Raw genomic sequence first — 25,499 nt, forward strand, 5'->3', positions numbered from 1 at the left:
TATCAATCGAGATTATTCAGCAGTCGTAGTCCGCTGGTTCCGCTTGCGTTCATTCTCGGTCAAATGAATCTTTCGCAGACGAATGATTTTGGGAGTAATTTCCACGTACTCATCGTACTCAATGTACTCCAGAGCCGCTTCCAGACTCATATCACGAGGTGGTTTGAGCACCATGTTCTCGTCGGAACCGGAAGCACGCACGTTGGTCAGCTTCTTGCCGCGAATCGGATTCACAACCAGATCGTTATTGCGGACATTCTCGCCGACAATCATACCTTCATAAACGTCTGCACCTGGTCCGACAAAGAACTCAGCCCGATCACGGAGTTTCCATAAGGCATAACCGACGGCCTGACCTTTGTCCTGCGAAACCAGTACGCCATTCGCACGGCGAGGAACCTCTCCTTCGGAAGCTTTATAAGCTTCAAAGCGGTGATTGATGATGGCTTCGCCACGGGTCGCATTCAGTAGACGAGTACGCAGACCAATCAGACCACGCGCGGGGATAGAAAACTTGAGATGCGACATGCCGGTTTCGCCGGAGGTCATATCGATCATCTGCCCACGACGGGCACAGACCAGTTCCATCACGGAACCGACCACTTCTGAAGGAGCGTCGACTTCCAGAGATTCAAATGGTTCATGCCATTTGCCATCGATCTTCTTACGAATCACTTCTGGCTTGCCGACAGACAGTTCATAACCTTCGCGTCGCATTTGCTCAATCAATACGGACAAATGCAGAATCCCACGCCCTGAGACAGAGAAGGAATCTTTATCTTCCCGTTCGGCAACACGGAGAGCCACATTTGATTCCAGTTCCCGCATCAGTCGATCACGCAGGTTGCGGCTCGTCACATACTTGCCATCCTGTCCAGCCAGAGGCGAGCTGTTAATAGTAAACAGCATGGACAGAGTGGGTTCATCGACATCGATGCGAACGAGCGCCTGTGGCTTCTCTGCACAGGCAACGGTATCACCGATTTCCGGATTATCCAGACCCACCAGAGCGACAATATCGCCGGCGGAGGCTTCATCAACGGGAGCTCGTCCCAGATTATTAAACAGTTCTACTGAGTCGACTGTGCACTTGAGATGATCCCCATTGCGTTTGATAAGGGTTACGCGTTCGCCAGTGTGAACCTTTCCGCTACTGATACGACCGGTGGCAACACGTCCTACATATTCAGACCATTCCAGTGTGGTCACCATCATCGTCAGCGGTGCATCCTGATTCACATCGGGAGCAGGAACATTTTCCAGTACCATGTCCAGCAGCGGATGAATGCTGTCACCGAAATTATCCAGATCATGCGTCGCGAAACCTTCGCGGGCACTGGCGTAGATATAAGGGAAGTCGAGGGTCTCGTCGTCCGCTTCCAACTCGACGAACAGGTCAAACATCTCACTTAAGACATGATCGGGTCGACAGTCGGAACGGTCAATTTTGTTGATGACGACCAGAGGCTTCAGACCACATTCCAGCGCTTTTTTCAATACAAAGCGGGTCTGCGGGCGAGGCCCTTCAAACGCATCGACCAGAATCAAAACGCCGTCTGCCATTCGCAGCACGCGCTCGACTTCGCCGCCAAAATCGGCGTGGCCCGGCGTGTCGATAATATTGATTTTGACGCCCTTGTACATCAATGCGATGTTCTTGGCCAGAATCGTAATACCTCGTTCCCGTTCCAGATCGTTGGAATCCAGAATACAGTCGCCCTTCAATTGAGAATCACGAAAATGGCCACTTTGATGCAGCAAGGCATCGACCAGTGTCGTTTTCCCATGGTCCACGTGCGCGATAATCGCAATGTTCCGCACATCTTCTCGTTTCATGACTCTTAATTCTTCCCAAAATGAATCTCTCGGGAAACCGTCTTAATATTCAAACGTTCCTTACAGGGAACAGAGGGTTTCGCCAAAAAACCGCCTCACAGCGCATCAGGCAACTATAGAAGCCGCAAAATATATCAACAATAGATTAGTAACGCAAAGGCCAGAATTGTACATTCTTACTGGTAGTTGCGATCGGTTTTAGCGATACTTTTACCAATTACTACGTTCAATCTTCACAAACTGAGAGTTCTCAACATAAATTCGTTATTCACAAAGGGGTTATATCGCATGGACTGCCTTCGCCTGCAGATTTGCCTTTGTCTGTTTCTCTTCGCTTTCTCGCCATCAGAGGTTATTCTCGCCCAGAATCAGTCCTCGTTCGATATTCTGCTCAAAGGGGGAACGATCGTTGATGGCTCGGGAAAACCGGGGTTTACTGGCGATATCGCGATCAAAGACGATCGGATCGTACAAATCAACCCCGAGATCAAGGGAACTGCCAGAGAGACAATTCCCTGTCGTGGACTGACGATTGCTCCGGGTTTCATCGACCTGCATAACCACAGTGATCGCCAGATTATTTCGCCTTTAACCCGGGCAAACATGAATTATGTCACCCAGGGATGTTCCACAATTGTAACTGGTAATTGTGGCAGTGGCCCGGTCGATACAGAAGAATATTACCGTATCATCGACGCTACGGGAAGCGGAACGAATGTACTGCATCTGATTCCTCAAGGATCTCTGCGAGACGAAGTCATGGGCTCAGGACAGCGGAAGCCCACCGCCGCAGAACTACAGCAGATGAAAGCACTGGCTGAGAAAGCCATGCAGGATGGCGCCTGGGGAATATCTACCGGACTGATCTATGTCCCAAGCTCCTACGCAGAAACGGACGAACTGGTTGAACTGGCTCAAATCGTCTCTCGTTATCAGGGAATTTATGCCAGTCATATTCGCAATGAAAGTACCGAATTACTGGCAGCCGTCAACGAGGCCTTGAAAATCGGTCAGCAGGCAAAACTGCCGGTTCATATTTCCCACTTCAAATCCAGTGGTCAGGATGCCTGGGGCCTGGTCATCCGCGCTGCTGCCATGATTGAAGAGGCTCGAAAGCAGGGACAGAAAGTCACCGCCGATCAATATCCCTATATTGCTTCCAGCACCTCGCTGGGAGCCACATTGATCCCCGCCTGGGCCAGAGCTGGCAGTAACAAAGAACTCGTGGCCCGCCTGGAAGCTCCTGAGACCTCAGAAAAAATCATCAAAGCGATCAAAAACAATATTGAAAAACGCGAAGCAGGAAAAGCGGTCCGCATCGCCCGCTATTCAGAACGTCCCGACTGGGTGGGTAAAAATCTGCTGCAAATTGCGGAAAAAGAAAACAAGAGTGTATTGGACATTGTACTGGAGATCACTCGCCAGGGGGGTGCTTCTGTCGTGAACTTCAGCATGAATGAAGCCGATGTTCGGCAGATCATGAAAATCGACTGGGTGGCCACTGCATCTGACGGCCGGGCTTATCTGCCCGGATCGGATCGCCCCCATCCTCGCAATTATGGAACCTTTCCCCGCAAGCTGGGTTATTACGCGCTGCAGCAGAAAGTGATTTCCCCGGAACATGCCATTCGAAGTATGACCGGTCTGCCTGCTGATATCCTGGGACTCAAAGACAGAGGCTATCTGCGGAAGGGAGCGTATGCTGACATCGTCGTTTTTGACTCCAGTAACCTGATTGACAAAGCCACGTTTGACAATCCGCACCAGTATTCAGCTGGGATCCGTTATCTGTTTGTGAATGGCAGCCCTGCTATCAATGCCGGGTTTCCCACGGGCAGTCTGGCTGGCAAAGCACTCCGTCATCAGACTGCAGCGAAAACAGAGAAATAAACACCTTGAGTCATTTCAGAAAGACGCAGCATTGAATACGCAGGACACACAGCTACTGGTCAGTGTCAGGGACTGTAAAGAAATCGCACCTGCGATCGCAGGAGGTTGCGAAATTCTCGACTTCAAAGACCCCGCTCGTGGTGCACTGGGACGAATCGATGATGCAACGTTGAGCGCTGTGATGGAATACTGCCACCATAATTCCATGACCATTCCCCTCAGTATGGCGCTGGGAGAACTCTGTGAATGGAGCACAGAGCAGATCTCGCTGTATCTCCCCGCAGAGATTACTTATTTGAAGATCGGATTCTCTCACAGCAGTGGATCCCGAACCTGGGTTTCCGACTGGCAGAACCTGATCCACGGGATAGAAGAGAGTAGCGGACATCAACATCAATGGATCGCCGTTGCGTACGCAGACTGGAAACGTGCGGCTTCCTTCTCGCCACTCGAAGTCCTGAAGGCAGCCTGCGATAATCGGTGTGCTGGACTGCTGATTGACACTTTCTCAAAACAGAATGGCAGGCTCCTGGACCTGCTCACACCAGAAACCCTCAGCGAGATCATCGAACAGGCCAAGGCCAGACAACTGAAGCTTGCGCTGGCGGGTTCTCTGCGAATTCAGGATCTGGAGGTCCTGACAGACCTGGCACCTGACATTATTGGCATCCGCGGAGCTGCCTGTATCAGCCACAACAGAACCAGCGCAATCCAGGAATCTGCCATTAGAACCTTCCGGAAACAAATGCGTTTCCATGCGAATTCCATGTAATCAGGATGAGGTGGTAGCGGAAACGGTCTGCTGTTTGGAATCCTTCAATGGATTGTAAGGGGCATATTTTTTCAGCTTCAGCTTCTGGATCATGGGAACAACGTGATTGGCAGGTATGGCGAACGATTTGGTTCTGCCAGCCCGAGCAATGTTCAAACCAATCGCATTCCCCTGCAGATTGACGATCACGCCGCCGCAGTCTTCCGGTCGTAACACGGTATCGTGTTGTAAGACCTCGGTGAATCCAGTTTTCCGGCGGCTGAGTGCCCCGCCCATTTTTTTCTGCATTTCCCGCAGTCGATCATAAATCAGCATCTGAGGATCGGTCAGCACCACAACTGCGTTTACCTCTTCTTTATCCCTGAGGATCTTCACAAGAACCCGGTCACCAGGCAAAAACTTCTGGACAAATTTTGACAGGGCGCGGGCACTGTCGATCTCTTCGCCAGCGACGCTTAAGATCACATCTCCGGGCTTTAAACCTGCTTCTTCAGCACCACTTTCACTGATGACCTGTTTCACCAGGGCACCACCTTCGGCATCGTCAATCTGCACTCCCAGAACACCGGGAGCTGGATCGATTTTACGTCTGGCAACACTGAGCACTCCGACACTTACAGGAGACATGCTTAAACCGGGGGTGACCAGCCACTGTCCCACCAGAGGATCAGTATCGGATTTCCATTTGACAGTGGGAAGATTTTTGGCTTCAATTTTGATCAATGCCAGATCAAGCTTGCCATCCACACCAATGATCTCAGCCGGATAGCGTTCCGCCGTCGATAATTCGCAGGTGATTTCCCCCTCCAGTTGGCTGGCTTTGGTCAGGATCCACCCATCGGATTCGACAATGGCGCCTAGTGACGTTTCTTTTCCATTGGAGCGGACACGGACGGTCCATGAACGCGGAGTCGAAACGACAGAACGAAAAGCCCGACGCATCTGCGAGCCACTGGTCAACTGGCTGGGTTGGAGTTGATCCCAGGCATAGCTCTGTGAAGACAGCCCAACCAAAACAATCAATAGCAATAAAACAATCCGAACAGCAGTTGCCTTAAGCTTTCCCGTATTTTGATCCTGGTTCAAGTCTATCTCCTCACGCTTAGATTATTCCGGTGATCTTTTTTTCGGAGCAGAAACCAAGATCGAAATTTAGTTGTCTCTTGTCAGTCTCGTGCGGCGAGTTGAACCTCGAAAGTCATGTTCTTACCGGCACGAATGAGTGTAATCTGGACAGTCTGGCCGGGTTTATATTGCTGTACGACCTCAGCCAGTTGTTCGATTCCCGTAATCTTCTCATCATTGAGTTGTATAATGATATCGTTTGTATGCAAACCAGCAATTTCAGCAGGAAACCCGCGGGTGACTGCCGTCACTTTGCAGCCACGATCTGTGTCTTCGCCATTCACTCCCAGCACTGCGTTCTGCCCGAGGGGTTTTGCCCCCCACATATCGCCGGAAACGAGCTTTTCCCAGTCATCCTGAAACGCCGATACGGGAATATGAAAATTCCAACTGGTGGAGGGACCAATTCGACTGTGGATTCCCACAACCTGTCCCTGCATGTTAAACAGGGGGCCCCCTGAATCACCGCCGATGAGAGTACAATCGGTTTGTAGAAGGTGTTTTTTACGAGAGACAATTCTTCCCAGTCGCACAACAGGAGCACGTCCTGACTGATATCCATTCGGATGACCGGTTGCCATGACCCATTCGCCAGCTTCGATTTCAGAAATGTCTCCCATTTTCACAGCAGAGAGTTTGCTGATATCGATATGATCATCTTCTACCAACTTGACCAGACCGGCGTCGAGCCCACGGTTCAAACCCATGGTACGCCCTTTTAATGTTCTACCATCATGTAGAATGATCGTCGCATTTTTTTGTGCCAGGCCAATCACATGTGCTGCCGTTAAAATATAGCCAGCTTTATTATCGATAATCACGCCACTGCCCTGTGCTTCTCCTACACGAACTGAGACCGTACTCTCAATGGCAGTTCTGGTCAGTGATGTAACCTGCCTCTCAATTTCCTGAAGATCTTCAAGAGAATCGGGAACCGTTTTGAAGAAGACCTCTGACAGTTTTTCTGCAGGGACTACAGAAACTGGTTTCTGAACTTTGATGTCCTGGGCAACCAGCGGTATTGCCGAAACACTGATAGATAAAAGGAATACGCAGGTGAGAAGGGATCTCAGCATAGCATTAACCGCAGTTCTGGTGGTGATTTCAGGGGTTCTTCTCATAAGGCTTCACTTAACATCTGGTAAGGCTGTATCCCTCAGGTAAAATGTGTTGACTATAGAATACGCGATACAGGTCAGACTTTTCAAGAAAAAACAGGAAAAACTCAGAGGTAGTCTGTTATTCTAAATTCATTTAATATTAGGACTTGTGTATGTTTCAGGCACATGTAAAGATTTTAAGAACTCAGAGATCGGACTCTTAGCATTGCTTTTATCCAACAGAATATCCGCTATTATTAGCCCACGTCTTCTATTTTCAACATGCGTCTCGTGAATGCCAGTTTCCTCTCAAGAAAGAACTTGTTGTCATATGGATATACAACAGACTGAATTTCCCGGCTTATTGATCCTTACTCCCCGTGTGTTTGCTGATGATCGTGGTTTCTTTAAGGAGACCTTCCAGCAGGAACGCTACGAACAGGCGGGAATCACAGGTCCTTTTGTACAGGACAATCATTCCCGGTCATCCGCTGGTATCCTGCGAGGATTACATTTTCAAATCCAGCATCCCCAGGCAAAACTGGTGTTTGCTGTGGAAGGTGAAATCCTGGATGTCTGTGTTGACCTCAGAAAGAATTCTCCCACGTTCGGAAAATCAATCTCGGTCCTGCTTTCGGCAGAAAACCACAAACAACTGTTCGTACCAGCCGGATTTGCTCACGGCTTTTATGTCCTCAGCCCGCGCGCCGACTTCATGTATAAATGCACCGACTATTATTTTCCTGAATACGAGCGGACATTGCTCTGGAATGATCCTGCATTGGAAATCGAATGGCCTCTGCAAGGCGAACCAATCCTGTCTGAAAAAGACCGTAAAGGACTTCCACTGTCCGAGTGTGAAATATTTGAATCACTATGAAATTACCCCTCATTGCATTAACCATGGGCGACGTCTCAGGCATTGGCCCGCAATTGCTGGACGTGCTTTGCAGCGGATCTGAGATTTTTGAGAACTGTCGCCCCGTTGTTTACGGGAATGCTGCGGTTCTCAGGCGTGCTTCCCAACTATCCGGATCCGGACTGCAGATCCGCGAGATCGATTCCATTTCAGGCAGCCTGGATTTCCAGGTGGGAATCGCGAACTGTATTGATCGCGGAAAATCAGATGTCGCTGAAGCAGTCCCTTGCGAAATCGATGCTCGCTCAGGTCAGGGCGCCTTTGACTATCTGGTGAGTGCCATTGATGACTGCCTGTGCGGACAGATGGATGCCATCACTACAGCACCTCTGAATAAGGAATCGCTCCGACTGGCAGGTATCAATTACCCCGGCCATACCGAAATTCTGGCTGACCGCTGTGGAGTCGCTGACTTCGGTATGATGCTCTATTTGCCCCATAGTGCTGCAATCCAACCTCCCGCCGGCCTGGGTATCGTCCACACCACCTTGCACACATCAATTGCCAGCGTTCCCGGTTTACTCAACACCGATGCGATATTTGAAAAAATCAGATTAATCTCTGGACTGATGCAGAAAATGGGGGTAGATCAACCCAGAGTTGCCGTTTGCGCTTTGAATCCGCATGCCGGTGAGCATGGTCTGTTCGGAGATGAAGAAGCACGCATCATCGCTCCTGCGGTCGAACACGCGATTCAATCAGGCCTTGATGCGACCGGTCCGTTACCTGCAGATACCCTGATTCGACGTGCAGTCCATGGCGAGTTCGATGCGGTCGTCGCCATGTACCATGATCAGGGCCATATCCCGTTCAAGCTGCTCGGATTTGATCAGGCAGTCAACATTACACTCGGTCTGCCTATTGTCAGAACCAGTCCCAGCCATGGCACTGCCTTTGACATCGCCTGGAGCCACTCCGTCCCTGAAACCCGAGGCATCGTCGAAGCAATCAAAGCAGCAGCAAAGCTGTCTCACCATCAACCAGACCGATAAGAGTCCGCTATCATTATCTAGACAGGCCCCGACATGAAACCTCCCAAACTGGTACCTCAACCGGAAACGGATGCCACAAACCTGCTGCTGATCCGCCATGGTGCCACGCCTCCTAATGAACAGCGTCCCTACATCCTGCAGGGGTGTGGGATTAATCCCAGTCTGAGTGAAGCGGGACAAAAACAGGCGGCTGCGTTAGGCCAGTTTCTTTCTTCCACCAGCCCGATCCATCATGTCTACAGCAGCCCCATGATCCGTGCTCGGGAAACTGCTGAAGCAGTCTGCAAACCCCTGGGACTGACTCCAGGAGAAGTCGCTGAAATCCATGAATGTGATGTGGGGCTCTGGGAGGGAAAATCCTGGGACATTATCATGCAGGAATTTCCGGAAGCGTACGAAGCATTCATGCATGATCCCTACATGAATCGGTATGAAGGAGGAGAATCCTACGGCGATGTGCTCAACCGGGCGGAGCCTGCCATCCAGAGTTTACTGGACCGACATCTGGGAGAAACGATTGTCGTGGTCGCGCACAATGTCGTAAACCGGGTTTACCTGGCACGGGTTCTGGGTCTGGATATCAGTAAAGCCAAAGATATCGCGCAGACCAATACCGGGATCAACTTCATCCGCTACCAGCAAGGCGAAACGAAAGTCATTACGATGAACTCCATCTTTCACTTGAATGGCGTTCCTCATTGATTTCATCACCGTATAATCAGTCGGCTTTAAGCAATTCCAGATAAGCACTGAGCGTCTGAAGGTTCTCGCTGAAGACTTCACTGGCGATGTACTTGCTATTGACCGGAAACCTAGGCTGTCCCACCAGACGTTCTCCGGTACTGGTACTGATCCAGCGTGCTTGAGGGTCCAGATTGTTCAAGATCGTTTTGACCTGAGCCGACAGCTCACGCTGACCGGCTTTTGTAGATTGCTGCTTACCCGTTTTGAGCAAATTATATTCACGCTGCAATTGAGGCAGTTTCGATTCGATTTTCCAACCATAATGACGAGGCAGATCGGAATCATCATACGTCAGACTGTAGTTTTTTCCGCTCCGTGTCATATATAGCGGCCGATTCGTTTTGAGTTCATAGTAGCGGGCCAGTTGACCGTTTGGCAGTTGAGACTTTCTCAGCCAGGCCAACGCCTGCGGAATCGGTTTCAGGTATTTCTCATTACCACCACTGAATTGATAGATCTTCATCAGAGTTTCAATCACATCCTGAGTCTCGCCTCCCGTCACGGCAGGCGGCTCAAAGCGGCGGGCCCAGATGGGCTGCATTTCATAGTTGTACTGTTGCGCCCAGGCAGGCTGAGGTTGTGGCAGTTGTGATGCAATCAGAAAATCGCCCAGCTTTAAAACAGCCTGCTGATATCGAGGATCCTGATATATTTGATACGCTTCAATCAGCACTGTGGAAACATAACCTGCTGACCCGTCGTTCAAGGTATAATAATCCCAGTAATTCTTGATTCGGCCTTCAGTGCGCCAATCGTATTCTGGAAAGTTTCCTGCTTTCGGAGCAACTTCTTTTACCGGTTCCGTCCAGACCTGGGGAAACGCGCCGACAGGGAACTGGGCTGCGAGTAATGCCTTTAAGGCGATTTCAGTCGCTTGATGAATTTTCTGGTTACGAAACTGATGTGCCTGATCTACATGAATCAACAGGCGAATCGCAGACTGAGTGATGCCATCATCAAGGGTCGAATTGTTACGCCCTCTGCCTTTTCCATTACGATATTCAGCAGTCAACTTGCTCTTCGGATTAAACTCGACCGAATTGGTCCAGCCACCGGACTTCAATTGTCCATAAACCAGAGCCAGAGCCGCATCCGTGGCGGCATCAAGATAAAACTGATCCCCTGTGGCTTTGTAGGCAGCCAGATATGCCAGCCCGACTGTGGGAGTTCCCGGCGGCTGCACCCAGATCTGATCAGGTCCAGCTTTTCCTTCTCCCCAGCGTTCCCGCAGATCCAGACTGTAGTAATAAACATAGCCCCCATTGACGGCCAGTTTGCTGTGAAAATACTCACTCGACTTTCGCATGGCGAGGGAGACGTTCTCTTTCGAATCGATCTCAGCCGCTGAGATCTGCGGATCTTCAAAACTGATTAACATCACCAGAGTCAAAAACAACCGAAGCGGTAGACCTATGTTTTTCTTTGGCACTACGGACTCCTCGTCAGAGATTTTGAGGGGAGAATACAGATTGATTACTTGTTCACAGGAACCCACTGAACCGCATCGATAATCACATACCCATCGGATCCTGCATTTGAGACTTCGACAATTGCCGGTTGATCTGGAGTGAACTCAAATTTTCCCAGCGATATAAACAGACCCTGCAGCGGTGGCATTTTTTTCTGATTAATCGTGCGGGTTTCAGTTCCCTTCGCATGTTGCAATTTTATCTTAACCTGCGAGCTACGATTCCCATTCGGGGTATAGGCATAACGCACTTCATACCGTCCCGCCTCTGGAACTTTCGTTTCAAATCGGGCGGCCGCTTTTCCATCTCGGGTGTTGGATTCGTGACTATAACTGGAACCGATGTACTTTTTTGCGGAATGGCTGGTAGTCCAGGCACCGGTGAGCTTTGCTTTGCTATCATCTAAAACGATCCCTTTCAAGGTCGCCGGATTCACTCCATTCTTTCCGTATTTGACTTCGGGGGGTGCATCCAGAACCTGCCCTTCCTTGATCAGTTGTGCTCTCAAAGTTGCATAAGGTACATCTTGCACATCCAGACTCTGATCCAGGGCGATCCCTGCTGCGGTTGCTGCGGAATGTCCCAGAATCATAAAGACCGGTTCCATGCGAATCGAACCAAAGGCAATATGTGAACTGGAAACACATACCGGCACCAGCAGATTACGACATTCCCCTTTTTTAGGAACCAGACTACCGTAGGCAATTTCGTAGGGACCATGCGTCGAGACTCCGATATCACCTTCGTTCTGCACATAGCCTTCCGGAGTTACGTATCGCTGCACATTATGTGAATCCATGGTATAAGATCCCATGCCGACCGAATCGGGTGTAGGGCGTTTTTTTACAAGCTCATTTTCCGTCATCACAAACTGGCCGACCATGCGGCGGGCTTCGCGGATATACAATTGATGCGGCCAGTTGCCATTATCCGTAAATTCATCTTTCGCCAGACCCCATTTGCGCATTTTCTGCTGGACTTCTTTGGGAACGCGGGGATCATTGGCGATAAAATAGAGCCAGCCCTGCTGATAAGTGGTGTGCTCCTGGATGATTTCTTTCCGACGCTCGTAAGAGGCTTCCGGGTAATCATAATTGTAGCCGATATTATCCGTGCTCATCGGACCGTGATTATTCGTATCCGTTTTGAAATTCGGAATCGGATCGAACTTGGCAAAGGTGTCTCTCCAGCCGGCATTATAAATTCGCAGCATCAGTTCATACTGCGACGAATCGTACCCTGCGGGTTGAGGGAAGGGAACGCGGTTTTCCTCGTGATTGGTCAGACACATGCGAAAACAGTATGCCTGAATTTTGTCATCACCAGAACCGTATTTTCCAGGATCAGCGCCACTGATGCGCGGGAGTAAACCGCTGGCGGGATCGCCGGGGGTTTTATACGGACTGATTTTTTCTTTGACTGCATTTGGTCCGAAATGATGCCTGTGATGCAATACTCCTGTCTGGACGCCATTCCACTCTTCGCCATAGACACTGGTTGCTTCTCGTCCAACATGATAGCTCACCCCGGCAGTCGCCAGCAGATCCCCTTCGTAAGTGGCATCGATAAACATGCGGCCTGCGAAGGTTTTCCCGCTGAGCATCGTAATGGAAGTGATTTTGTCTGCTGATTTTTTGACACCCTGTTTACGATCCAGCCATTCGTCACGAAAAACGGGGATCTGGTACTCCTTTACAAAATCCTCAAAGACCTGTTCCGCAACATGCGGTTCGAAAATCCACATCGTCCGCTGTTTGCCGTCAATCGCGGGAGTCCCCTGCCCTTTATCACCATACTGCTCGCGTTTCTGCCACTGCCAGGCCTCTGGCGACTGATAATGCTCCCAGACACGATGATAAAATTCCCGAGCCAGACCTCCAATGACTGCTTTATTGCCGGTGTCCGTCCAGCCCAGGCCGCCACTGGATAAACCACCCAGATGCTGATCGGGACAGACAATCACAACAGACTTCCCCAGACGTTTCGCCTGAACTGCAGCCGTGACTGCTCCGGAAGTACCGCCGTAGATGACGATATCATATTCTTCTGCTGCAGAAATGGTTTGTGCGCTCAATGTCAGGCACAGGCAGCCTACTATGATTTGACGAACGAAATGCATTGGTCGTATTTCTCCAGGTTGATAAACTCACTAATTCTTTTTAAATAGGTTCAACTCAAATTGAAGCCTTCATTCTACAGCAGAGTCAAACCAATACAAAGCAAGAAACAGGTCTCACATCTTCGTTCCCGCCGGAATGTGATTTGAGAGGAAGACTAATAAACAGATCACCTGTTCCATATTTTTCCTGATTTCCTGGTTGCTCAGTACGGGGGTGTTTGATTTAATTCCCGGTCAAGACTAAGACATACTCTTTGCATCACTCATTTCATTTCAACATCCCGAACCAGCCATGACAGAAGAACTCACCGCTTACCACGAAGCCGGCCATGTCCTGATTGCCGTTTATGCAGGCGCCCGTGTGCATTCTGTAACCGTTGATCCCGATTGGGATGATGGTCCAGAACGTTTTGGCGACGCCCAGATTTCCTGGCCTGAAGGTGCACTCGATCTCAAAACCGGCCTTGAAAAAGCAGTCCTGGTTGCATTAGCAGGACCAGTTGCAGAAATGATCCATACGGGAGACCCGTTTCATCCGGCACTCGTATCAGAATGGTCGGGAGACTGGCAGCAGGCGTGGCAAGCAGCTGCTGGACTGGTACCACAACACAAGCCGCGTATGCAATATCTGGAAAAACAGACCATCAGCCTGTACCAGTTGCTAAGAGAAGATTCCTACTGGTCTGCGATTGGAGACCTGGTCGATCAGTTACTGGCACATGAGACCTTGGAAGAAGAAATGATTTACGAGATCATCGCTCACTGGTTGTGAGCATAATGTCTTACAGAAATTCAATCTTCCTGCTGCTCTTCAATCGACTTCCGGAGTTCCCTCAATAAAGCTTGTTGGTGTGCAGTTCGCTCTCTGTTCGGGTCTTTGATCATTTTGACAGCGTGAATCATTTCCTGATACTCAACAGGGAAGCCATGGTAACAGACTCCGTGAAACACGAATTCATGGTACCAGTCAAAAGGTTCTAGCCGAGGGTCAATGAATTCAGCCATTGCCTGATAGGTGTAAACGGAAAGAAGTTGATTGTCCGCTGACCTGACTTCTGTATTGAGAATCTGATACCCTTTTCCCAGCGACTCGCAGTGATCGAGCAACATTTTTTGTTCCGCAGTGATCTGGTAAACAACGCCCCAGACCGTTGAGTCAGACTGAGCCGGCAGCACGATGTCACATTTCCCCGAGTCATCCAGACCCACTTTGTGAAAACTGAGTTGCGCCCCTTCCAGTTGGGCAACAGATTGTATCTGACACGCACCGATCCTTGACTGCAGTCGCAGTGGGTGAAGGTTTGATCCGTAGGCAAAATAATTCAGAGTCTGCTTCATCAACGGGCCTTCTGGAATGCTCAATAACATATCACTGTTAACTGATAAGATGCAGCGATTCACAGCACATTTACTTCTTGTAATTTTAGTACACTGATCGCCCTGATGAACAGTCAGATTGAGGAGGGGAATACTTGACAAGTCAAACGTTATGTAACGTTTGACTCCTCTAATTAATTCAAGTGTTAAATCAGATTCGATTCCTGTTTTTTTTTGTCTGGATATCAAGTGGAATACCTCATGATATCTGCAAATTTAGAGTCGGATTCTCACCACAAAGAAACAAACCTGAGGTGATTACTTTTATTAAATCTCCTTTATTTGCTAACAACTTACGGAATTCAAAAAAGTCAAGATATCCCCAAGGTTACACCAGATTCCAGAGTGATACTAAAAATGTAACGCCCAAGTTTTATCAGGAATTTTACATGACATCTACCCCCACACCAGAGTTCGTTCAGAGCAGTGTTAATCAAAGTCTGCTGATCTGGACTTCGAATTCAGATCAACAGTTTGATCTGTTCAATCAGGCATGGCTTCTGTTCACAAACAGTACCCTTGAGCAGAACCTCAATGAGGGCTGGCAACAGTTCATTCATCCTAATGATTTGAATAGTTTTCTGAAGTCCTTTCAGGATGCGTACGCTGCTCAAGCAGGATTTCAATGCGAATATCGACTGAAACGGTCTGATGGACAATATCGCTGGTTCCAATGTCATGCCGAGTTACGACCTTCTGTCTCCACAGAGTTTTCCGGTTTTATCGCCACCAGTACCGATCTGCTGAAGCAGGATCAACAGGTCGAGTCTACTCGAAATATTGAAAAGCATCTTGAAGGGCTGCTGAACTGTTCCTCCCACGGCGTCTGGGACTGGCTTGATCTGAATTTGACAGAGCAATGGTGGTCCCCACGCTTTTATGAGCTGATTGGATACCAGAACCAGGAAATCGATTCAAGCATGGATACGCTGAAACTGCTCCTACATCCTGATGATGTTGAACATGCATTTCAGGCATTTGAAGATGCTTTGATTAAAAACACCCGCTTTGATCTGGAGTACCGTCTGCGAATCAAAGGGGGCGCTTATCACTGGTTTCGTTGTTACGCGAATGTCTTGCGTGATGAATCGGGGCAGGCAGTCAGAATGACAGGATCAATGACTGATATCCACCGACGTGTGCAGGCGGAAGAAGAATTAAAGCATTCAAGACAGGAAGCAAATCAGGCGAAAGCGGATAAAAAGAATTTTCTGATGATGATGAATCATGAAATTCGTACCCCACTCACGGCAATTCTGGGCTTCTCTGAAATGATACTCGAATCAGCTCAGGACCCATTTACACAGACTTCAGCCGAAACCATTCACATCAATGGGGAATATTTGCTGAATACGATCAATGATTTTCTGGATCTATCGAAAATCGAAGAAGGCCGTTTTGATATAGAGCTACTGGAATGTTCTCCAAACACTGTAATTCAAAATGTTCGAACACTGATGAGTCGAAAAGCAGAACTTAAGCAGTTAAATCTGAATGTAGCATTTGAGAATGAGTTGCCAGAAACAATCAAATCGGACCCGATTCGCCTGAAACAAATACTGTCAAATATTCTGGGACTGGCGATTAAAATTTCAGAAAGAGGAAGCATCGATCTGAATATCAGTACTGATTCAAATCCGGAGGGAAAAGAACTCCTGTTATTCAAAGTCAGCTTCGAAAATAAAGGACTGGATATAAATCAATTAGTGCAGCTCTTTTCCAGCGCCCAACAGAAAACGCACGCTTTGTCAGGTTTAGGTGGAGAAACGGGACTGGGACTGTTTGTCTCTAAGCAACTGGCAGAAATACTGGGAGGACAGATCTCAGTTTATCAGAAAGCAGGAGAAGCTTCACGGACCTCGATCTTATTATCGATTGCGACGGGTATGCACAGGCCGGGAAAAATGCATCCGTATAATTCTTCCCGCCTGATCCGCGAAATTAAAACCTCTAAAGTGAGTTATGATCTAGAGAACCGGAACAGTCGTATTCTTCTGGTCGAAGACGGCATCTATAATCAACGCCTGATCAACTTTCTATTGAGCAAAGCTGGAGCCAAAGTGAAGGTTGTCGAAGATGGTCAGCAGGCACTGGATGAACTACAGAAAAACGAAATGTTGGATGAGAAAATCGGTGCCGAGTATGATCTGATTCTGATGGACATTCAAATGCCGGTTCTGGATGGATATACGACAACGCGACGACTACGGTCCCTGGGTTTTACTAAACCTGTCATCGCGTTAACCGCCAATGTCATGCCGGGGGATCGTGAAAAATGTATGGCAGTCGGTTGTGATGAATATCTCAGCAAGCCCATTGACCGTTTGCGGCTCATTAAAGTAATCAATCGCTGTCTGAGGAAGGAAAGTCAGAAAAATCTGATTATGCAATAATTGCCCGGAAAGGGGCAGGCAACTTTTCTCCACTGAATCAATCTGTTAAAATTGACTAAAACATGTCTCTGTTGATCTAAATTTCAAAGGAGTTGATTCAGCGTGAGTGACCTGCAGGCTGCCGACGATCTACCGACTGCGTTTTCCATACCGGCAGCCTGGAAAGGCGATGAATTATTCAACCGGGACGACTGGCGAGTCACATTAACCCAGACTCATCTGGACGACCTTCAGCAGGCCTTGAATGCGATCTCACAGGAAAACTTGAAGCCGGAACAAATTAACCCGGCCCGCTTTCCTCTCCCACATCTCGGTCCTGTGTTACGACAGATTCAGCATCAACTGGAAACCGGTTCGGGGGCCTGCCAGTTGCAACGCCTGCCGGTAGAGAACTATTCTGCTTCCGAGTTAGAAAGCCTCTTCTGGCTGATCTCAGTCCACCTGGGTACTCCGGTATCACAAAGTGCCAGCGACGAAAAAATCTTCCATGTTCGGGATGAAGGCTATCAGGTCGGACAAAAAGAAGCACGCGGTCCCAACACACGCAAACGCTTAAGCTTCCACACAGATCGCTGTGATGTCATCGGTTTTCTCTGCCTGCAACAGGCACTTGCGGGGGGAAACAATCAGCTGGTCAGTTCTGTTTCACTGTTTAACGAAATGCGGGAGCATTTTCCGGAACTGACGAAAATACTGATGCAGCCTTTTTATTATCTCAGACATAATGTCGATGCAGGAAACCAGAAGCCGTTCTGCCAGCAACCTGTCTTTTCTGTTCAGGATGGACATTTCGCCGGCAGTTTTCTGCGAGTTCTCATCGAGCGTGCTTACGCTTCCCCGGAACTCCCCGATATGACTCCGCAACAACGGGAGGCGTTGGACCAGTTGGAAGCGGTAGCGGAATCTCCCGCACTGAATGTCACTTTTCGGCAGGAACCCGGGGACTTGCTCTTTCTGAATAACTGGGTCACTTTTCATCGACGTGATGACTTTGAAGACGCTGAGGAATCACATTTGAAACGGCATTTACTGCGCGTCTGGTTAGCCGTTCCCAACAGTCGTCCCCTGAACCCGCTATTTGCAGACAATTATGGTAACACAGCAGCGGGCGCCGTCCGTGGAGGCATGTTGCCTGCCCGCTGATTTGCTTCCACTGTTTTTGCGAGATCCACCTCAATTTATGTCCCGGTGTTTCGGGCTTGTGACAAACCGGGATTCAGTTAAAATTCAGAATCACTTACTGTTTCAAGTCCTATACAGATCTTGGATCACATGATTCGTAATTCGCAGCCGCAAGACGACTTCTCCAGTGAAGCCGAACACACGTTCGAGCGAATCGCTTTGGATAAGATTCATCCTGAATTTCTGGATACTCTGGATCAGACAGCCGTACCGACTGTCACCGGCATCAAAAAAATTATCTTCTTCATTCTGGCTGCCGTTTTTTTTGTGCTGGGTGTACTGGGAGTTGCCTTACCTGTTCTGCCGACCACACCTTTTCTCTTACTAACCAGTTATTTTCTGATCAGAACCTCCCCACGCTTAAATGCAGCACTGCTGAAGTCGCCTGTTCTCGGACAGGTTCTCAAAGAATGGCAACAGGATGGGGGCGTACGCCTGAGTGTTAAAATTCAGGCGATCTCGATCGTGGTCCTTGTCATTGCAGCCACATTACTGCTTTCTCCGCTTTCGATTCTGCTGAAATCCCTGCTGGTATTGCTGGCCTGCATCGGCATCGTGGTCGTAATTCGTCTGCCTGGCCTCGACTGAATAACACTCTCAGCAGTACACTGGAGTTCCTGTTTCTTCCCCTGATCGACTTTTGCATGTGACAGCCGATTCCTTATAAAATCGGGTGCATCCTCTTGCCGCATTGGCTAGAATCATTTCTGCGAATTACTTCCACTCGAATCCAGATTTTTATCCGCGTCTCAAAGCTTCTGAATTCGAATCTCATTATATCGATGTATGACATTATAGATTGAGACGCGTAGCAGCACTTAAATCCACATCAAGGAGTCCAGCAGATGCAACGTCGAGATTTTCTGAAGAGCAGTATAGCAGCGGGTGGTACAGCCATCTTAGCCCGGACTGCTGCGCAAGCCGCAGGAGGGGACGAGCCCAAACCGTTCCAGCTCAAATATGGTCCACACTTCGGGATGTTCAAAAATGCTGCCGGCAATGATCCCATTGATCAGTTGAAGTTTGCTGCCGACCAGGGTTTCACTGCCTGGGAAGACAACGGCATGAAAAAGAAACCCAAAGAACTGCAGCAGCAGATCGCAGATTCGATGGAAAAGCTCAACATGCAGATGGGTGTGTTTGTAGCCCATGGATCGATTGGCAAAACGACTTTTACCCGCAAGGATAAAGATGTCTGGGATTCCGTGCTGAAAGACATCAAAGAATCGGTCGAAGTCGCTAAACGGGTCAATGCGAAATGGATGACCGTCGTTCCGGGAAGTCTGGACGAAGGTCCCCGCAGTCGACTGGCTGAAGGTTACCAGACAGCCAACGTGATTGAATTACTCAGACGCTGTGCTGACATCTTTGAACCACATGGAATGGTGATGGTTCTGGAACCATTGAACTGGTTTGCCAATCATGGCGGGGTTTTCCTGCAGGGTTCTCCACAGGCGTATGCCCTCTGTAAAGCAGTTGACAGCCCCTCCTGTAAAATTCTGTTTGATATTTATCATCAGCAAATTACCGAAGGCAACCTGATTGTAAACATCGACAACAGCTGGGATGAAATTGGGTATTTTCAGTCCGGTGATAATCCGGGGCGCAAAGAACCGGGTACGGGTGAAATCAATTATCTGAATGTCTTCAAGCACATTCACTCTAAAGGCTTCGACGGAATTATTGGAATGGAACACGGCAATTCCAAACCCGGAAAAGAAGGCGACCTGGCCGTCATTGAAGCGTATAGAGAGGTGGACCGGTTCTAACATGACTCAGAGAAAAGCAAAAAATGTTCTTGGTACCGAATTAGAAACCTGCTCGATGGATCCCGTGACCGGATTTTATCGGGATGGCTGCTGCAATACAGGCGGATCCGACATGGGGCTGCATACGGTATGCATTGAAGCGACGGCGGAATTCCTGGAATTCTCAAAAGAGCGTGGAAATGATCTGAGTACCCCGCATCCCATGTACGACTTCCCAGGCTTGAAACCGGGTGATCGCTGGTGCCTGTGCGTCGAACGCTGGAAAGAAGCACTCGAAGCAGGGATGGCACCACGTGTCAAACTGGAAGCCTGCCACATTTCGACGCTTGAATTTGTCGATCTCGAAGATCTGCAGGAGTACGCCGTCAAAGTCTGATACTTCGCTAATGTAATTTCCAATAAAAAACACGGTGCCAGTCATCTGGTCTGCCGTGGTTTTTTATTGGAGGATGAATCCCAGGATTTCTCTACTTTGCTTTCAGCATGAAGATTTCACTGAAGGAAGAAGAGAGAAACATTTCGCCATTCTGATCGGTCCCGAAAGTCATCATCGGGATACTGGGAGATTCTATCACATGGTTAGCGGTTACCCTTTTATTCTCGGCATCATATTTCAACGCCCAGAATTTGCCGGAAACATAATCACCATAAATGTAAGAACCCACGATGGCGGGTATCGCTTTACCCCGATAAACTGAGCCCCCCGTGATCGATTTCCCTACCTCATGGTTGTATTCCCAGATCGGTTCAATCAGGTGCTTCCGGGGCTCAACACCATTCAGTCCAAACGGGTGTTTTCCTTCGCGGACTGACCATCCATAATTTCCACCTTTGACAATCAGATCGATTTCTTCCCAGATTCCTTGCCCGACATCACCGGCCCAAAGAACACCGGTCTTGGTATCGAAGGCAATTCGCCAGGGGTTGCGTAATCCATACGCCCAGATTTCTTTGCGGATGGTGGGAAAGGTTGCTTTTTTGCCATCTTCAAACGGGTTGTCTTTGGGAATCGCGTAGTTTAATCCTTCAGACTTATGGTCGACATCAATCCGACAGATACTGCCCAGCACGCTGGAAAGATTCTGTCCGTTATGAAAGGCATCCCCTCCCGCTCCTCCGTCACCAAAGGCAATATACAACATACCATCCGGCCCGAAGACGACAGTTCCGCCGTTATGATTCCAGGCGGGTTGTGCCACACGCATCAAAACTTCTTCAGAATCGGCAGCCGCTTTGTCCGGATCATCTTTGGAAACCCGAAAGCGGGAAATCACGGAATAATTATGCGATTTACCTGGCGTGCTGTAGTAGACGAAAAACTCACCATTGGTTTTGTAATCGGGATGAAAAGCCAGTCCCAGTAAACCTTCTTCATTTTTCTTGTCGTGGTAAGAAACATGTTCCGAAATATCGAGAAACAGTTTTCCTTCTTCCAGATCTTCATCTTCCGGCGTATTGGGAACAACAAAGATTTTCCCTTTTTGAGCGGCAATAAACAGACGGTTCGAATCATCGCCTGCATGGGTAATGACAATCGGCCGGTCAATTTTCAGATAGGGAAATACTTTCACGATTCTCACAGGGGCCGGTGACGTATCGACCTGCTCTTCAGCGAATAGCGAAGCAGAGAAACACAGCGTACAGAGTAACAGCAGCATAGAAAATAATTTCATTAGATGTCTTCTTTGTAATGGTTTGGAATTAACAGGTGGGACAATCATGCGAAGCTGTCAACCAGAATAGAAAAAACAGTTCGAGGATGCTACTGATTGACGAGTCAACTTGAGTGTGACATACAGAAAAACAGAATTACTGTTTCAGCAACAGAACCGGACGCAGCCAGTTCACATGATCATCCATGTCCGCATTCTTACCAAACTCGACCTTCAGAATCAGTTCCTGAGCACCAGTGAGTTCGATGCGCGGGACTTCAACCAGCCGCCGCTGATCATCTGAAATGGGCTGCTGAAAAACAACGCGCTGGTCGATTATAATCAGAACTTCCACATCTCCTCGCCCTGTCGTCGCATCATCCAGACCAACCAGCGTCTGAAAGCCGGCATATTTACCATCCAACTGGTATCGTAGTTCGCTTGCGCTGTGCATCCCCAGGCCAGAGCAATATTCTTTTCCCTCAGTGACCAGAGGCCCGCGGAGAACATTTTGGTTGCGTTGCCAATCCCACTTCAGGTTAAAATAAGGTGTGAACCGGTAGAAGGAAGGTTCCAGATCGGAGACCGGAACGGCCTTACCTCCCCGAGGTGTAATTGTTTCGATCAAGCTTAAAGGACAGGTCAAACTGGCACCAAATACAGTTTTTGCCGAGACCGTCTCCTGACTCAATGAAAGTTCGGAAACGGTAACACGAGTCCCATTCGTCAAGGTCAGCACATAGCGCAACTGATCCGGCTGTGGAAAATTAACCAGATCTGGATTAAAACAAAATAACTGAATGCCCCCGCGCGGAACGGAAGTTTCTCCTGCATTCGAGTCAAATCGAAATGAATTCTCGTCGAAGCTGATGAATTCCCCCTGCAGGTGATCTCCATTTTTCAGAAAGAAGAGGTCATGATTTTGCTTCGGTCTGTCTGCTTTATTCAGCAACTCGATCCGTGTGAAGCGAGACGCAGGCCAGTCAAAAAAAGCAGCCGTGACTGTCTCCAGCGGTACTCTCCATACCGGCTGCCCCGGAAACACATTCATTTGTACCAGCAGGAATTCCCCTTCAGAACGAATCAGATCGCCTAGAATTCGATCATTATTTGCCAATATCAGCATTCCCGTTTTTTTCCAGGAAAGACGGGCATGCCCCAGGTCGACACGAATGGTATCAGCGGCCGGTACAGTTTTGCTCCCCGACTTCCCCTGCATAGTCAACTGGTTCTGCTGTATTTCGATCAGTGTCCCGTCCAGTTTATCACCACTGATCTGCTCCAGTTCCGCAGCATGCACCTGCCCCGGAATCGTAAGGCCAACGAGAGAGAACAGAGAAAAGAGAACGACGGATCGCATATAGTCACCAGAGACAATTAAAGCAGAAGAGTTTTAGCGCTGAAAGATCGGAATATTATTCCGGGGAATCTGCAGTACGATACATGACATGGCCGTACTGTATTCGACACAGTTCGAACTGTCGGGTCTCCAGCTGCCACTGGACATCTGCCCGGAAAGAAGTTCTTCACGAATCGCCGAATACCAGCCTTCCCAGTAATTGCTGCCTGCCTGCCACATTGCCTGCACGGCATAATATTGGCCGTAATAGTAGTGACTGCCTCGAAAGTAACGCTGGTTCGGCAGGTGTCGCATCAGATACCCCAATCCGTTTTCGACTTCCGGACCTTCGTAGATGCCTGCACTGTATAAGGCGACCACGCCGGCAGCGGATCGAGGAAATTCACTCTCCGCCTGGCGCACCAGCTGATAGCGAAATCCGCCATCCGGGTTCTGGCTCTGTTTCACATAATCGATACAGCGATCAATGACATCTTTTGAAATAAAGATCCCACAGTTTCGCGCCGCCCGCAGTGCCATAATCTGGCAGACAGTCACTGAAAGATCCGCGTCTTTGCTTTCCGGAGTGTAACGCCAGCCCCCTTTGGCGTTCTGTGATTTCACAATCAGCTCAACTGCTTTTTCCAGTTTCGCACGCACATCTTTACTATGAGTCATCCCATAAACTTCTGCCAGAAATAACGTGGCAAACCCGTGTCCGTACATTGGCCCATGAGAAATACTTTCCGGGGAAATGATATATCCCGAAGGCTTACAGGATGCGAGGATAAAATCAACGGCTTTCTGTACCTGGATTCCATACTTGCCTCTTCCAGGAGTACTTCCATCCGCAAGAAATGCCATGCCACACAGTGCAGTCACCGCGACATTACTTTTGAAGGTAGAACCGGAACCAAAAGAGCCATTGGTGTGCTGGCGTTCGGCCAGAAACTGCAGGCCACGCTTGACGGCTGTCCGCGTTGGCAGGGTGTAATACTTTTTACCCTGGGAATCTATGGAACGGTTTATCTCCGTCTGTGCCATCAATCTTGCATGTCCAACTGCGATCATAAGACCTGAAACAAGAAGAAGTCTCGCGAAGATGAAACGCAAGTCTGGCAGTTGTTCTTTGTGAAAGAATCGATATCGCAAAATAGCCACTGACCCTGAACAGAGTTAAAAGCATCGTCTCATTTACTGCATTGTACGAAATGTCAGGGTAATGAAAAGCAGTAGTCAGGAAAAAGCAGACCGCGTGTCCAATTAAGGTCGGATCACTTCCGGATATTTTGAGTTCCCCCCCGATAATTGGGGCACAGGATGCAATGCTTCTCCCGGTCGTGGCTGAACATAAGGCCGTGTGCGAATGGATTGTTCAATAGCCAGTCGAGACTCCGTCCGCTGGGTACTGAATTCACGTGGACGCACGACGCCAGGCCCCAGCGCACTGGATGGCAAGGGATCTTCCAGTTCCAGCATTTTCCTTTCTTCCATTTTATCGCTGCGACTCATACTCTGACGTCCTGAAAAAACACGGGAAATCCGCGTATTTGAGGCATTAATGCAGCCCGTACACACAGGCAACAGCAATGAAATCAGCAATAATCGAAAACAGGGATACATAAAACAGGATACTCAGAAAAAATCAGGCTGGTCCCCACGTAAGGACGATCAAGCCGGAATGGGCTCTGGGATAAGAGTGGAACTATAACAGATGCGATTGAAACCGAATAGACCGGTTTTTCACTCATCGGTATTCGTTTCTTTGTTTTAACCTACTCGTATTTCTATATTTATGAATGTACAATCATGACCAAAACTGTAGGAATCAGGAAAACCGGCTTTTTCGAATGCTAAGCGGCTGTTGACGCTGGAACTAAAGCCGTTTTCGGAATAGCATCCTCAGTAACGAAGTAAAATGACTTCGCGAATCGAAATTGAATTGAAAAGGATGAATTCTGCTCTTATGTCTACTCCTCCCAAAGTTTGTGTGTTACGTGCCCCTGGCACCAACTGCGATATCGAGACAGCACATGCATTTGATTTGTGCGGAGCCGAGTCCACACGGATTCATCTGTTAAAACTGCTGGAAAACCCCAGCCAACTGAACGACTATCAGATCCTCTGTCTGCCCGGCGGTTTCAGCTATGGAGATGATGTGGGCGCAGGCGTCATCTTCGCCAGTCACCTCCAGGGGCAACTGGCTGATGTCATCGGAAACTTCCTCGCTGCAGATAAGCTGGTTCTGGGCATCTGTAACGGGTTTCAGGTATTGCTCAAAGCGGGTATCCTGCCCGGCGGTGCAGCAGGCTGGCCTCTTAAATCTGATCAGTCCCGCGATGCCACCCTGACCTGGAACACAAATGGAAAATACACTTCGCTCTGGGTCAATCTGGGAGCCATGGCGCCGCAAAATGTGTTTCTGAAGGGAATCGATCAGATCGAACTTCCCATCGCCCATGCCGAAGGTCGCATTGCCGTCAGTGATCCTGCCATCGTGCAAGGCTGGAAAGACAATCAACAGATCGCCATGTGTTACCGGGCCGCCGGTGATGCAGAAACCACACTTCAGGAAGAAATCCTACCCTACCCTGTGAACCCGAATGGCTCTGCCTGTAACATCGCAGCTCTGAGTGATCCTGCTGGTCGTGTATTAGGGCTGATGCCACACCCGGAACGTTTCCTGTTCGCGACTCAGCACCCACAGTGGACTCGCCTGGGGCTCACCGGTGAAGGTGCCGGAATACAACTCTTCCGCAATGCTGTTAACTATTTTGAATAGCCGCAAACGGCAAACCGCTCATAGCCCGTAACCACAAGC

22 protein-coding genes are annotated in these 25,499 nt (G+C 49.0%); 12 read left to right on the forward strand and 10 right to left on the reverse strand.

The window, feature by feature from the left end; all coding sequences use genetic code 11:
* Positions 1-12 precede the first annotated feature (12 nt).
* Positions 13-1,836, reverse strand: coding sequence for a translational GTPase TypA (gene typA / locus Pan161_RS18210; protein ID WP_145229522.1), 1,824 nt, complete (start codon positions 1,834-1,836; stop codon positions 13-15).
* Between the two features lie 288 nt (positions 1,837-2,124).
* Between typA and Pan161_RS18215 the strand changes: the two genes are divergently transcribed.
* Together Pan161_RS18215 and Pan161_RS18220 are read left to right on the forward strand one after the other, a co-directional pair.
* Positions 2,125-3,726 carry an N-acyl-D-amino-acid deacylase family protein gene (locus Pan161_RS18215; RefSeq protein ID WP_145229525.1) on the forward strand — a complete coding sequence of 534 codons (1,602 nt, stop codon included), beginning with the start codon at positions 2,125-2,127 and terminating at the stop codon, positions 3,724-3,726.
* 31 nt (positions 3,727-3,757) lie between these two features.
* Positions 3,758-4,498, forward strand: coding sequence for a (5-formylfuran-3-yl)methyl phosphate synthase (locus Pan161_RS18220; protein ID WP_197995387.1), 741 nt, complete (start codon positions 3,758-3,760; stop codon positions 4,496-4,498).
* Here Pan161_RS18220 and Pan161_RS18225 read toward each other — a convergent pair whose 3' ends face one another.
* Both Pan161_RS18225 and Pan161_RS18230 read right to left on the reverse strand, forming a co-directional pair.
* Positions 4,499-5,584, reverse strand: a complete 1,086-nt coding sequence (locus tag Pan161_RS18225; RefSeq protein ID WP_145229528.1) for a S1C family serine protease — start codon at positions 5,582-5,584, stop codon at positions 4,499-4,501.
* Positions 5,585-5,664: 80 nt separating this feature from the next.
* Complete coding sequence (locus tag Pan161_RS18230) at positions 5,665-6,699, reverse strand: S1C family serine protease (protein ID WP_197995388.1); 1,035 nt, start codon at positions 6,697-6,699, stop codon at positions 5,665-5,667.
* 355 nt (positions 6,700-7,054) lie between these two features.
* On the opposite strand from Pan161_RS18230, the gene rfbC reads away from it, so the two are divergent.
* The 3 genes from rfbC to Pan161_RS18245 are packed head-to-tail and all read left to right on the forward strand — an operon-like array spanning position 7,055 to position 9,336.
* Positions 7,055-7,603: a dTDP-4-dehydrorhamnose 3,5-epimerase gene (gene rfbC, locus Pan161_RS18235; RefSeq protein ID WP_145229532.1), complete on the forward strand. Its 549-nt coding sequence runs from the start codon at positions 7,055-7,057 to the stop codon at positions 7,601-7,603.
* Complete coding sequence (gene pdxA, locus Pan161_RS18240; protein ID WP_145229534.1) at positions 7,600-8,634, forward strand: 4-hydroxythreonine-4-phosphate dehydrogenase PdxA; 1,035 nt, start codon at positions 7,600-7,602, stop codon at positions 8,632-8,634. The genes rfbC and pdxA overlap by 4 nt, the downstream gene beginning before the upstream one ends.
* Positions 8,635-8,667: 33 nt before the next feature.
* Entirely contained in the window at positions 8,668-9,336 is a 669-nt protein-coding gene (locus Pan161_RS18245) for a histidine phosphatase family protein (RefSeq protein ID WP_145229537.1), read from the forward strand.
* A 16-nt stretch (positions 9,337-9,352) separates the two neighbouring features.
* On the opposite strand, the gene Pan161_RS18250 is transcribed toward Pan161_RS18245, so the two are convergent.
* Both Pan161_RS18250 and Pan161_RS18255 read right to left on the reverse strand, forming a co-directional pair.
* Positions 9,353-10,807: a pectate lyase gene (locus tag Pan161_RS18250; RefSeq protein ID WP_145229539.1), complete on the reverse strand. Its 1,455-nt coding sequence runs from the start codon at positions 10,805-10,807 to the stop codon at positions 9,353-9,355.
* A gap of 44 nt (positions 10,808-10,851) precedes the next feature.
* The gene (locus tag Pan161_RS18255) at positions 10,852-12,966 is read right to left on the reverse strand and encodes an FAD-dependent oxidoreductase (RefSeq protein ID WP_145229541.1); all 2,115 of its coding nucleotides are present in this window, start codon (positions 12,964-12,966) and stop codon (positions 10,852-10,854) included.
* Between the two features lie 292 nt (positions 12,967-13,258).
* Here Pan161_RS18255 and Pan161_RS18260 point away from each other — a divergent pair, with 292 nt between their 5' ends.
* Positions 13,259-13,738 (forward strand): hypothetical protein, encoded by a 480-nt coding sequence (locus Pan161_RS18260; protein WP_145229543.1) that lies wholly within the window; start codon positions 13,259-13,261, stop codon positions 13,736-13,738.
* 20 nt (positions 13,739-13,758) lie between these two features.
* Here the strand turns inward: Pan161_RS18260 and Pan161_RS18265 are convergent, their stop codons facing one another.
* Positions 13,759-14,304, reverse strand: coding sequence for a gamma-glutamylcyclotransferase family protein (locus tag Pan161_RS18265; protein ID WP_197995389.1), 546 nt, complete (start codon positions 14,302-14,304; stop codon positions 13,759-13,761).
* Positions 14,305-14,732: 428 nt separating this feature from the next.
* On the opposite strand from Pan161_RS18265, the gene Pan161_RS18270 reads away from it, so the two are divergent.
* From Pan161_RS18270 to Pan161_RS18290, 5 genes are all read left to right on the forward strand, one after another.
* Positions 14,733-16,736 carry a PAS domain-containing hybrid sensor histidine kinase/response regulator gene (locus Pan161_RS18270; protein WP_145229547.1) on the forward strand — a complete coding sequence of 668 codons (2,004 nt, stop codon included), beginning with the start codon at positions 14,733-14,735 and terminating at the stop codon, positions 16,734-16,736.
* Positions 16,737-16,838: 102 nt separating this feature from the next.
* Entirely contained in the window at positions 16,839-17,879 is a 1,041-nt protein-coding gene (locus Pan161_RS18275) for a TauD/TfdA family dioxygenase (RefSeq protein WP_145229549.1), read from the forward strand.
* A gap of 129 nt (positions 17,880-18,008) precedes the next feature.
* Positions 18,009-18,506 carry a YbaN family protein gene (locus Pan161_RS18280; protein ID WP_145229551.1) on the forward strand — a complete coding sequence of 166 codons (498 nt, stop codon included), beginning with the start codon at positions 18,009-18,011 and terminating at the stop codon, positions 18,504-18,506.
* A 257-nt stretch (positions 18,507-18,763) separates the two neighbouring features.
* Positions 18,764-19,687: a TIM barrel protein gene (locus Pan161_RS18285; RefSeq protein WP_145229553.1), complete on the forward strand. Its 924-nt coding sequence runs from the start codon at positions 18,764-18,766 to the stop codon at positions 19,685-19,687.
* A 1-nt stretch (position 19,688) separates the two neighbouring features.
* On the forward strand, positions 19,689-20,063 hold the full coding sequence (locus Pan161_RS18290) for a DUF2237 family protein (protein ID WP_145229555.1): 375 nt from the start codon (positions 19,689-19,691) through the stop codon (positions 20,061-20,063).
* Positions 20,064-20,154: 91 nt separating this feature from the next.
* Here Pan161_RS18290 and Pan161_RS18295 read toward each other — a convergent pair whose 3' ends face one another.
* From Pan161_RS18295 to Pan161_RS18310, 4 genes are all read right to left on the reverse strand, one after another.
* Entirely contained in the window at positions 20,155-21,360 is a 1,206-nt protein-coding gene (locus tag Pan161_RS18295) for a PQQ-dependent sugar dehydrogenase (protein WP_145229557.1), read from the reverse strand.
* A gap of 136 nt (positions 21,361-21,496) precedes the next feature.
* Complete coding sequence (locus tag Pan161_RS18300) at positions 21,497-22,699, reverse strand: NPCBM/NEW2 domain-containing protein (RefSeq protein ID WP_145229560.1); 1,203 nt, start codon at positions 22,697-22,699, stop codon at positions 21,497-21,499.
* A gap of 33 nt (positions 22,700-22,732) precedes the next feature.
* Positions 22,733-23,722 carry a prenyltransferase/squalene oxidase repeat-containing protein gene (locus Pan161_RS18305; RefSeq protein WP_232103305.1) on the reverse strand — a complete coding sequence of 330 codons (990 nt, stop codon included), beginning with the start codon at positions 23,720-23,722 and terminating at the stop codon, positions 22,733-22,735.
* 219 nt (positions 23,723-23,941) lie between these two features.
* On the reverse strand, positions 23,942-24,190 hold the full coding sequence (locus Pan161_RS18310) for a hypothetical protein (RefSeq protein WP_145229564.1): 249 nt from the start codon (positions 24,188-24,190) through the stop codon (positions 23,942-23,944).
* A gap of 454 nt (positions 24,191-24,644) precedes the next feature.
* Between Pan161_RS18310 and Pan161_RS18315 the strand changes: the two genes are divergently transcribed.
* On the forward strand, positions 24,645-25,460 hold the full coding sequence (locus Pan161_RS18315) for a phosphoribosylformylglycinamidine synthase subunit PurQ (RefSeq protein WP_145229565.1): 816 nt from the start codon (positions 24,645-24,647) through the stop codon (positions 25,458-25,460).
* The last annotated feature ends 39 nt before the right edge of the window (positions 25,461-25,499 follow it).

This window comes from Gimesia algae, assembly GCF_007746795.1.
Taxonomy (GTDB): domain Bacteria; phylum Planctomycetota; class Planctomycetia; order Planctomycetales; family Planctomycetaceae; genus Gimesia; species Gimesia algae.

What these genes read in the sequence shown, in the direction of transcription:
- Pan161_RS18300 (WP_145229560.1), bottom strand. Translation starts at nt 22,699, where the DNA reads ATGCGATCCGTCGTTCTCTTTTCTCTGTTCTCTCTCGTTGGCCTTACG.
- Pan161_RS18295 (WP_145229557.1), bottom strand. Translation starts at nt 21,360, where the DNA reads ATGAAATTATTTTCTATGCTGCTGTTACTCTGTACGCTGTGTTTCTCT.
- Pan161_RS18265 (WP_197995389.1), bottom strand. Translation starts at nt 14,304, where the DNA reads ATGAAGCAGACTCTGAATTATTTTGCCTACGGATCAAACCTTCACCCA.
- Pan161_RS18255 (WP_145229541.1), bottom strand. Translation starts at nt 12,966, where the DNA reads ATGCATTTCGTTCGTCAAATCATAGTAGGCTGCCTGTGCCTGACATTG.
- pdxA (WP_145229534.1), top strand. Translation starts at nt 7,600, where the DNA reads ATGAAATTACCCCTCATTGCATTAACCATGGGCGACGTCTCAGGCATT.
- Pan161_RS18305 (WP_232103305.1), bottom strand. Translation starts at nt 23,722, where the DNA reads ATGGCACAGACGGAGATAAACCGTTCCATAGATTCCCAGGGTAAAAAG.
- Pan161_RS18270 (WP_145229547.1), top strand. Translation starts at nt 14,733, where the DNA reads ATGACATCTACCCCCACACCAGAGTTCGTTCAGAGCAGTGTTAATCAA.
- Pan161_RS18230 (WP_197995388.1), bottom strand. Translation starts at nt 6,699, where the DNA reads ATGCTGAGATCCCTTCTCACCTGCGTATTCCTTTTATCTATCAGTGTT.
- Pan161_RS18215 (WP_145229525.1), top strand. Translation starts at nt 2,125, where the DNA reads ATGGACTGCCTTCGCCTGCAGATTTGCCTTTGTCTGTTTCTCTTCGCT.
- Pan161_RS18315 (WP_145229565.1), top strand. Translation starts at nt 24,645, where the DNA reads ATGTCTACTCCTCCCAAAGTTTGTGTGTTACGTGCCCCTGGCACCAAC.
- Pan161_RS18310 (WP_145229564.1), bottom strand. Translation starts at nt 24,190, where the DNA reads ATGAGTCGCAGCGATAAAATGGAAGAAAGGAAAATGCTGGAACTGGAA.
- Pan161_RS18245 (WP_145229537.1), top strand. Translation starts at nt 8,668, where the DNA reads ATGAAACCTCCCAAACTGGTACCTCAACCGGAAACGGATGCCACAAAC.
- typA (WP_145229522.1), bottom strand. Translation starts at nt 1,836, where the DNA reads ATGAAACGAGAAGATGTGCGGAACATTGCGATTATCGCGCACGTGGAC.
- Pan161_RS18290 (WP_145229555.1), top strand. Translation starts at nt 19,689, where the DNA reads ATGACTCAGAGAAAAGCAAAAAATGTTCTTGGTACCGAATTAGAAACC.
- rfbC (WP_145229532.1), top strand. Translation starts at nt 7,055, where the DNA reads ATGGATATACAACAGACTGAATTTCCCGGCTTATTGATCCTTACTCCC.
- Pan161_RS18260 (WP_145229543.1), top strand. Translation starts at nt 13,259, where the DNA reads ATGACAGAAGAACTCACCGCTTACCACGAAGCCGGCCATGTCCTGATT.
- Pan161_RS18280 (WP_145229551.1), top strand. Translation starts at nt 18,009, where the DNA reads ATGATTCGTAATTCGCAGCCGCAAGACGACTTCTCCAGTGAAGCCGAA.
- Pan161_RS18285 (WP_145229553.1), top strand. Translation starts at nt 18,764, where the DNA reads ATGCAACGTCGAGATTTTCTGAAGAGCAGTATAGCAGCGGGTGGTACA.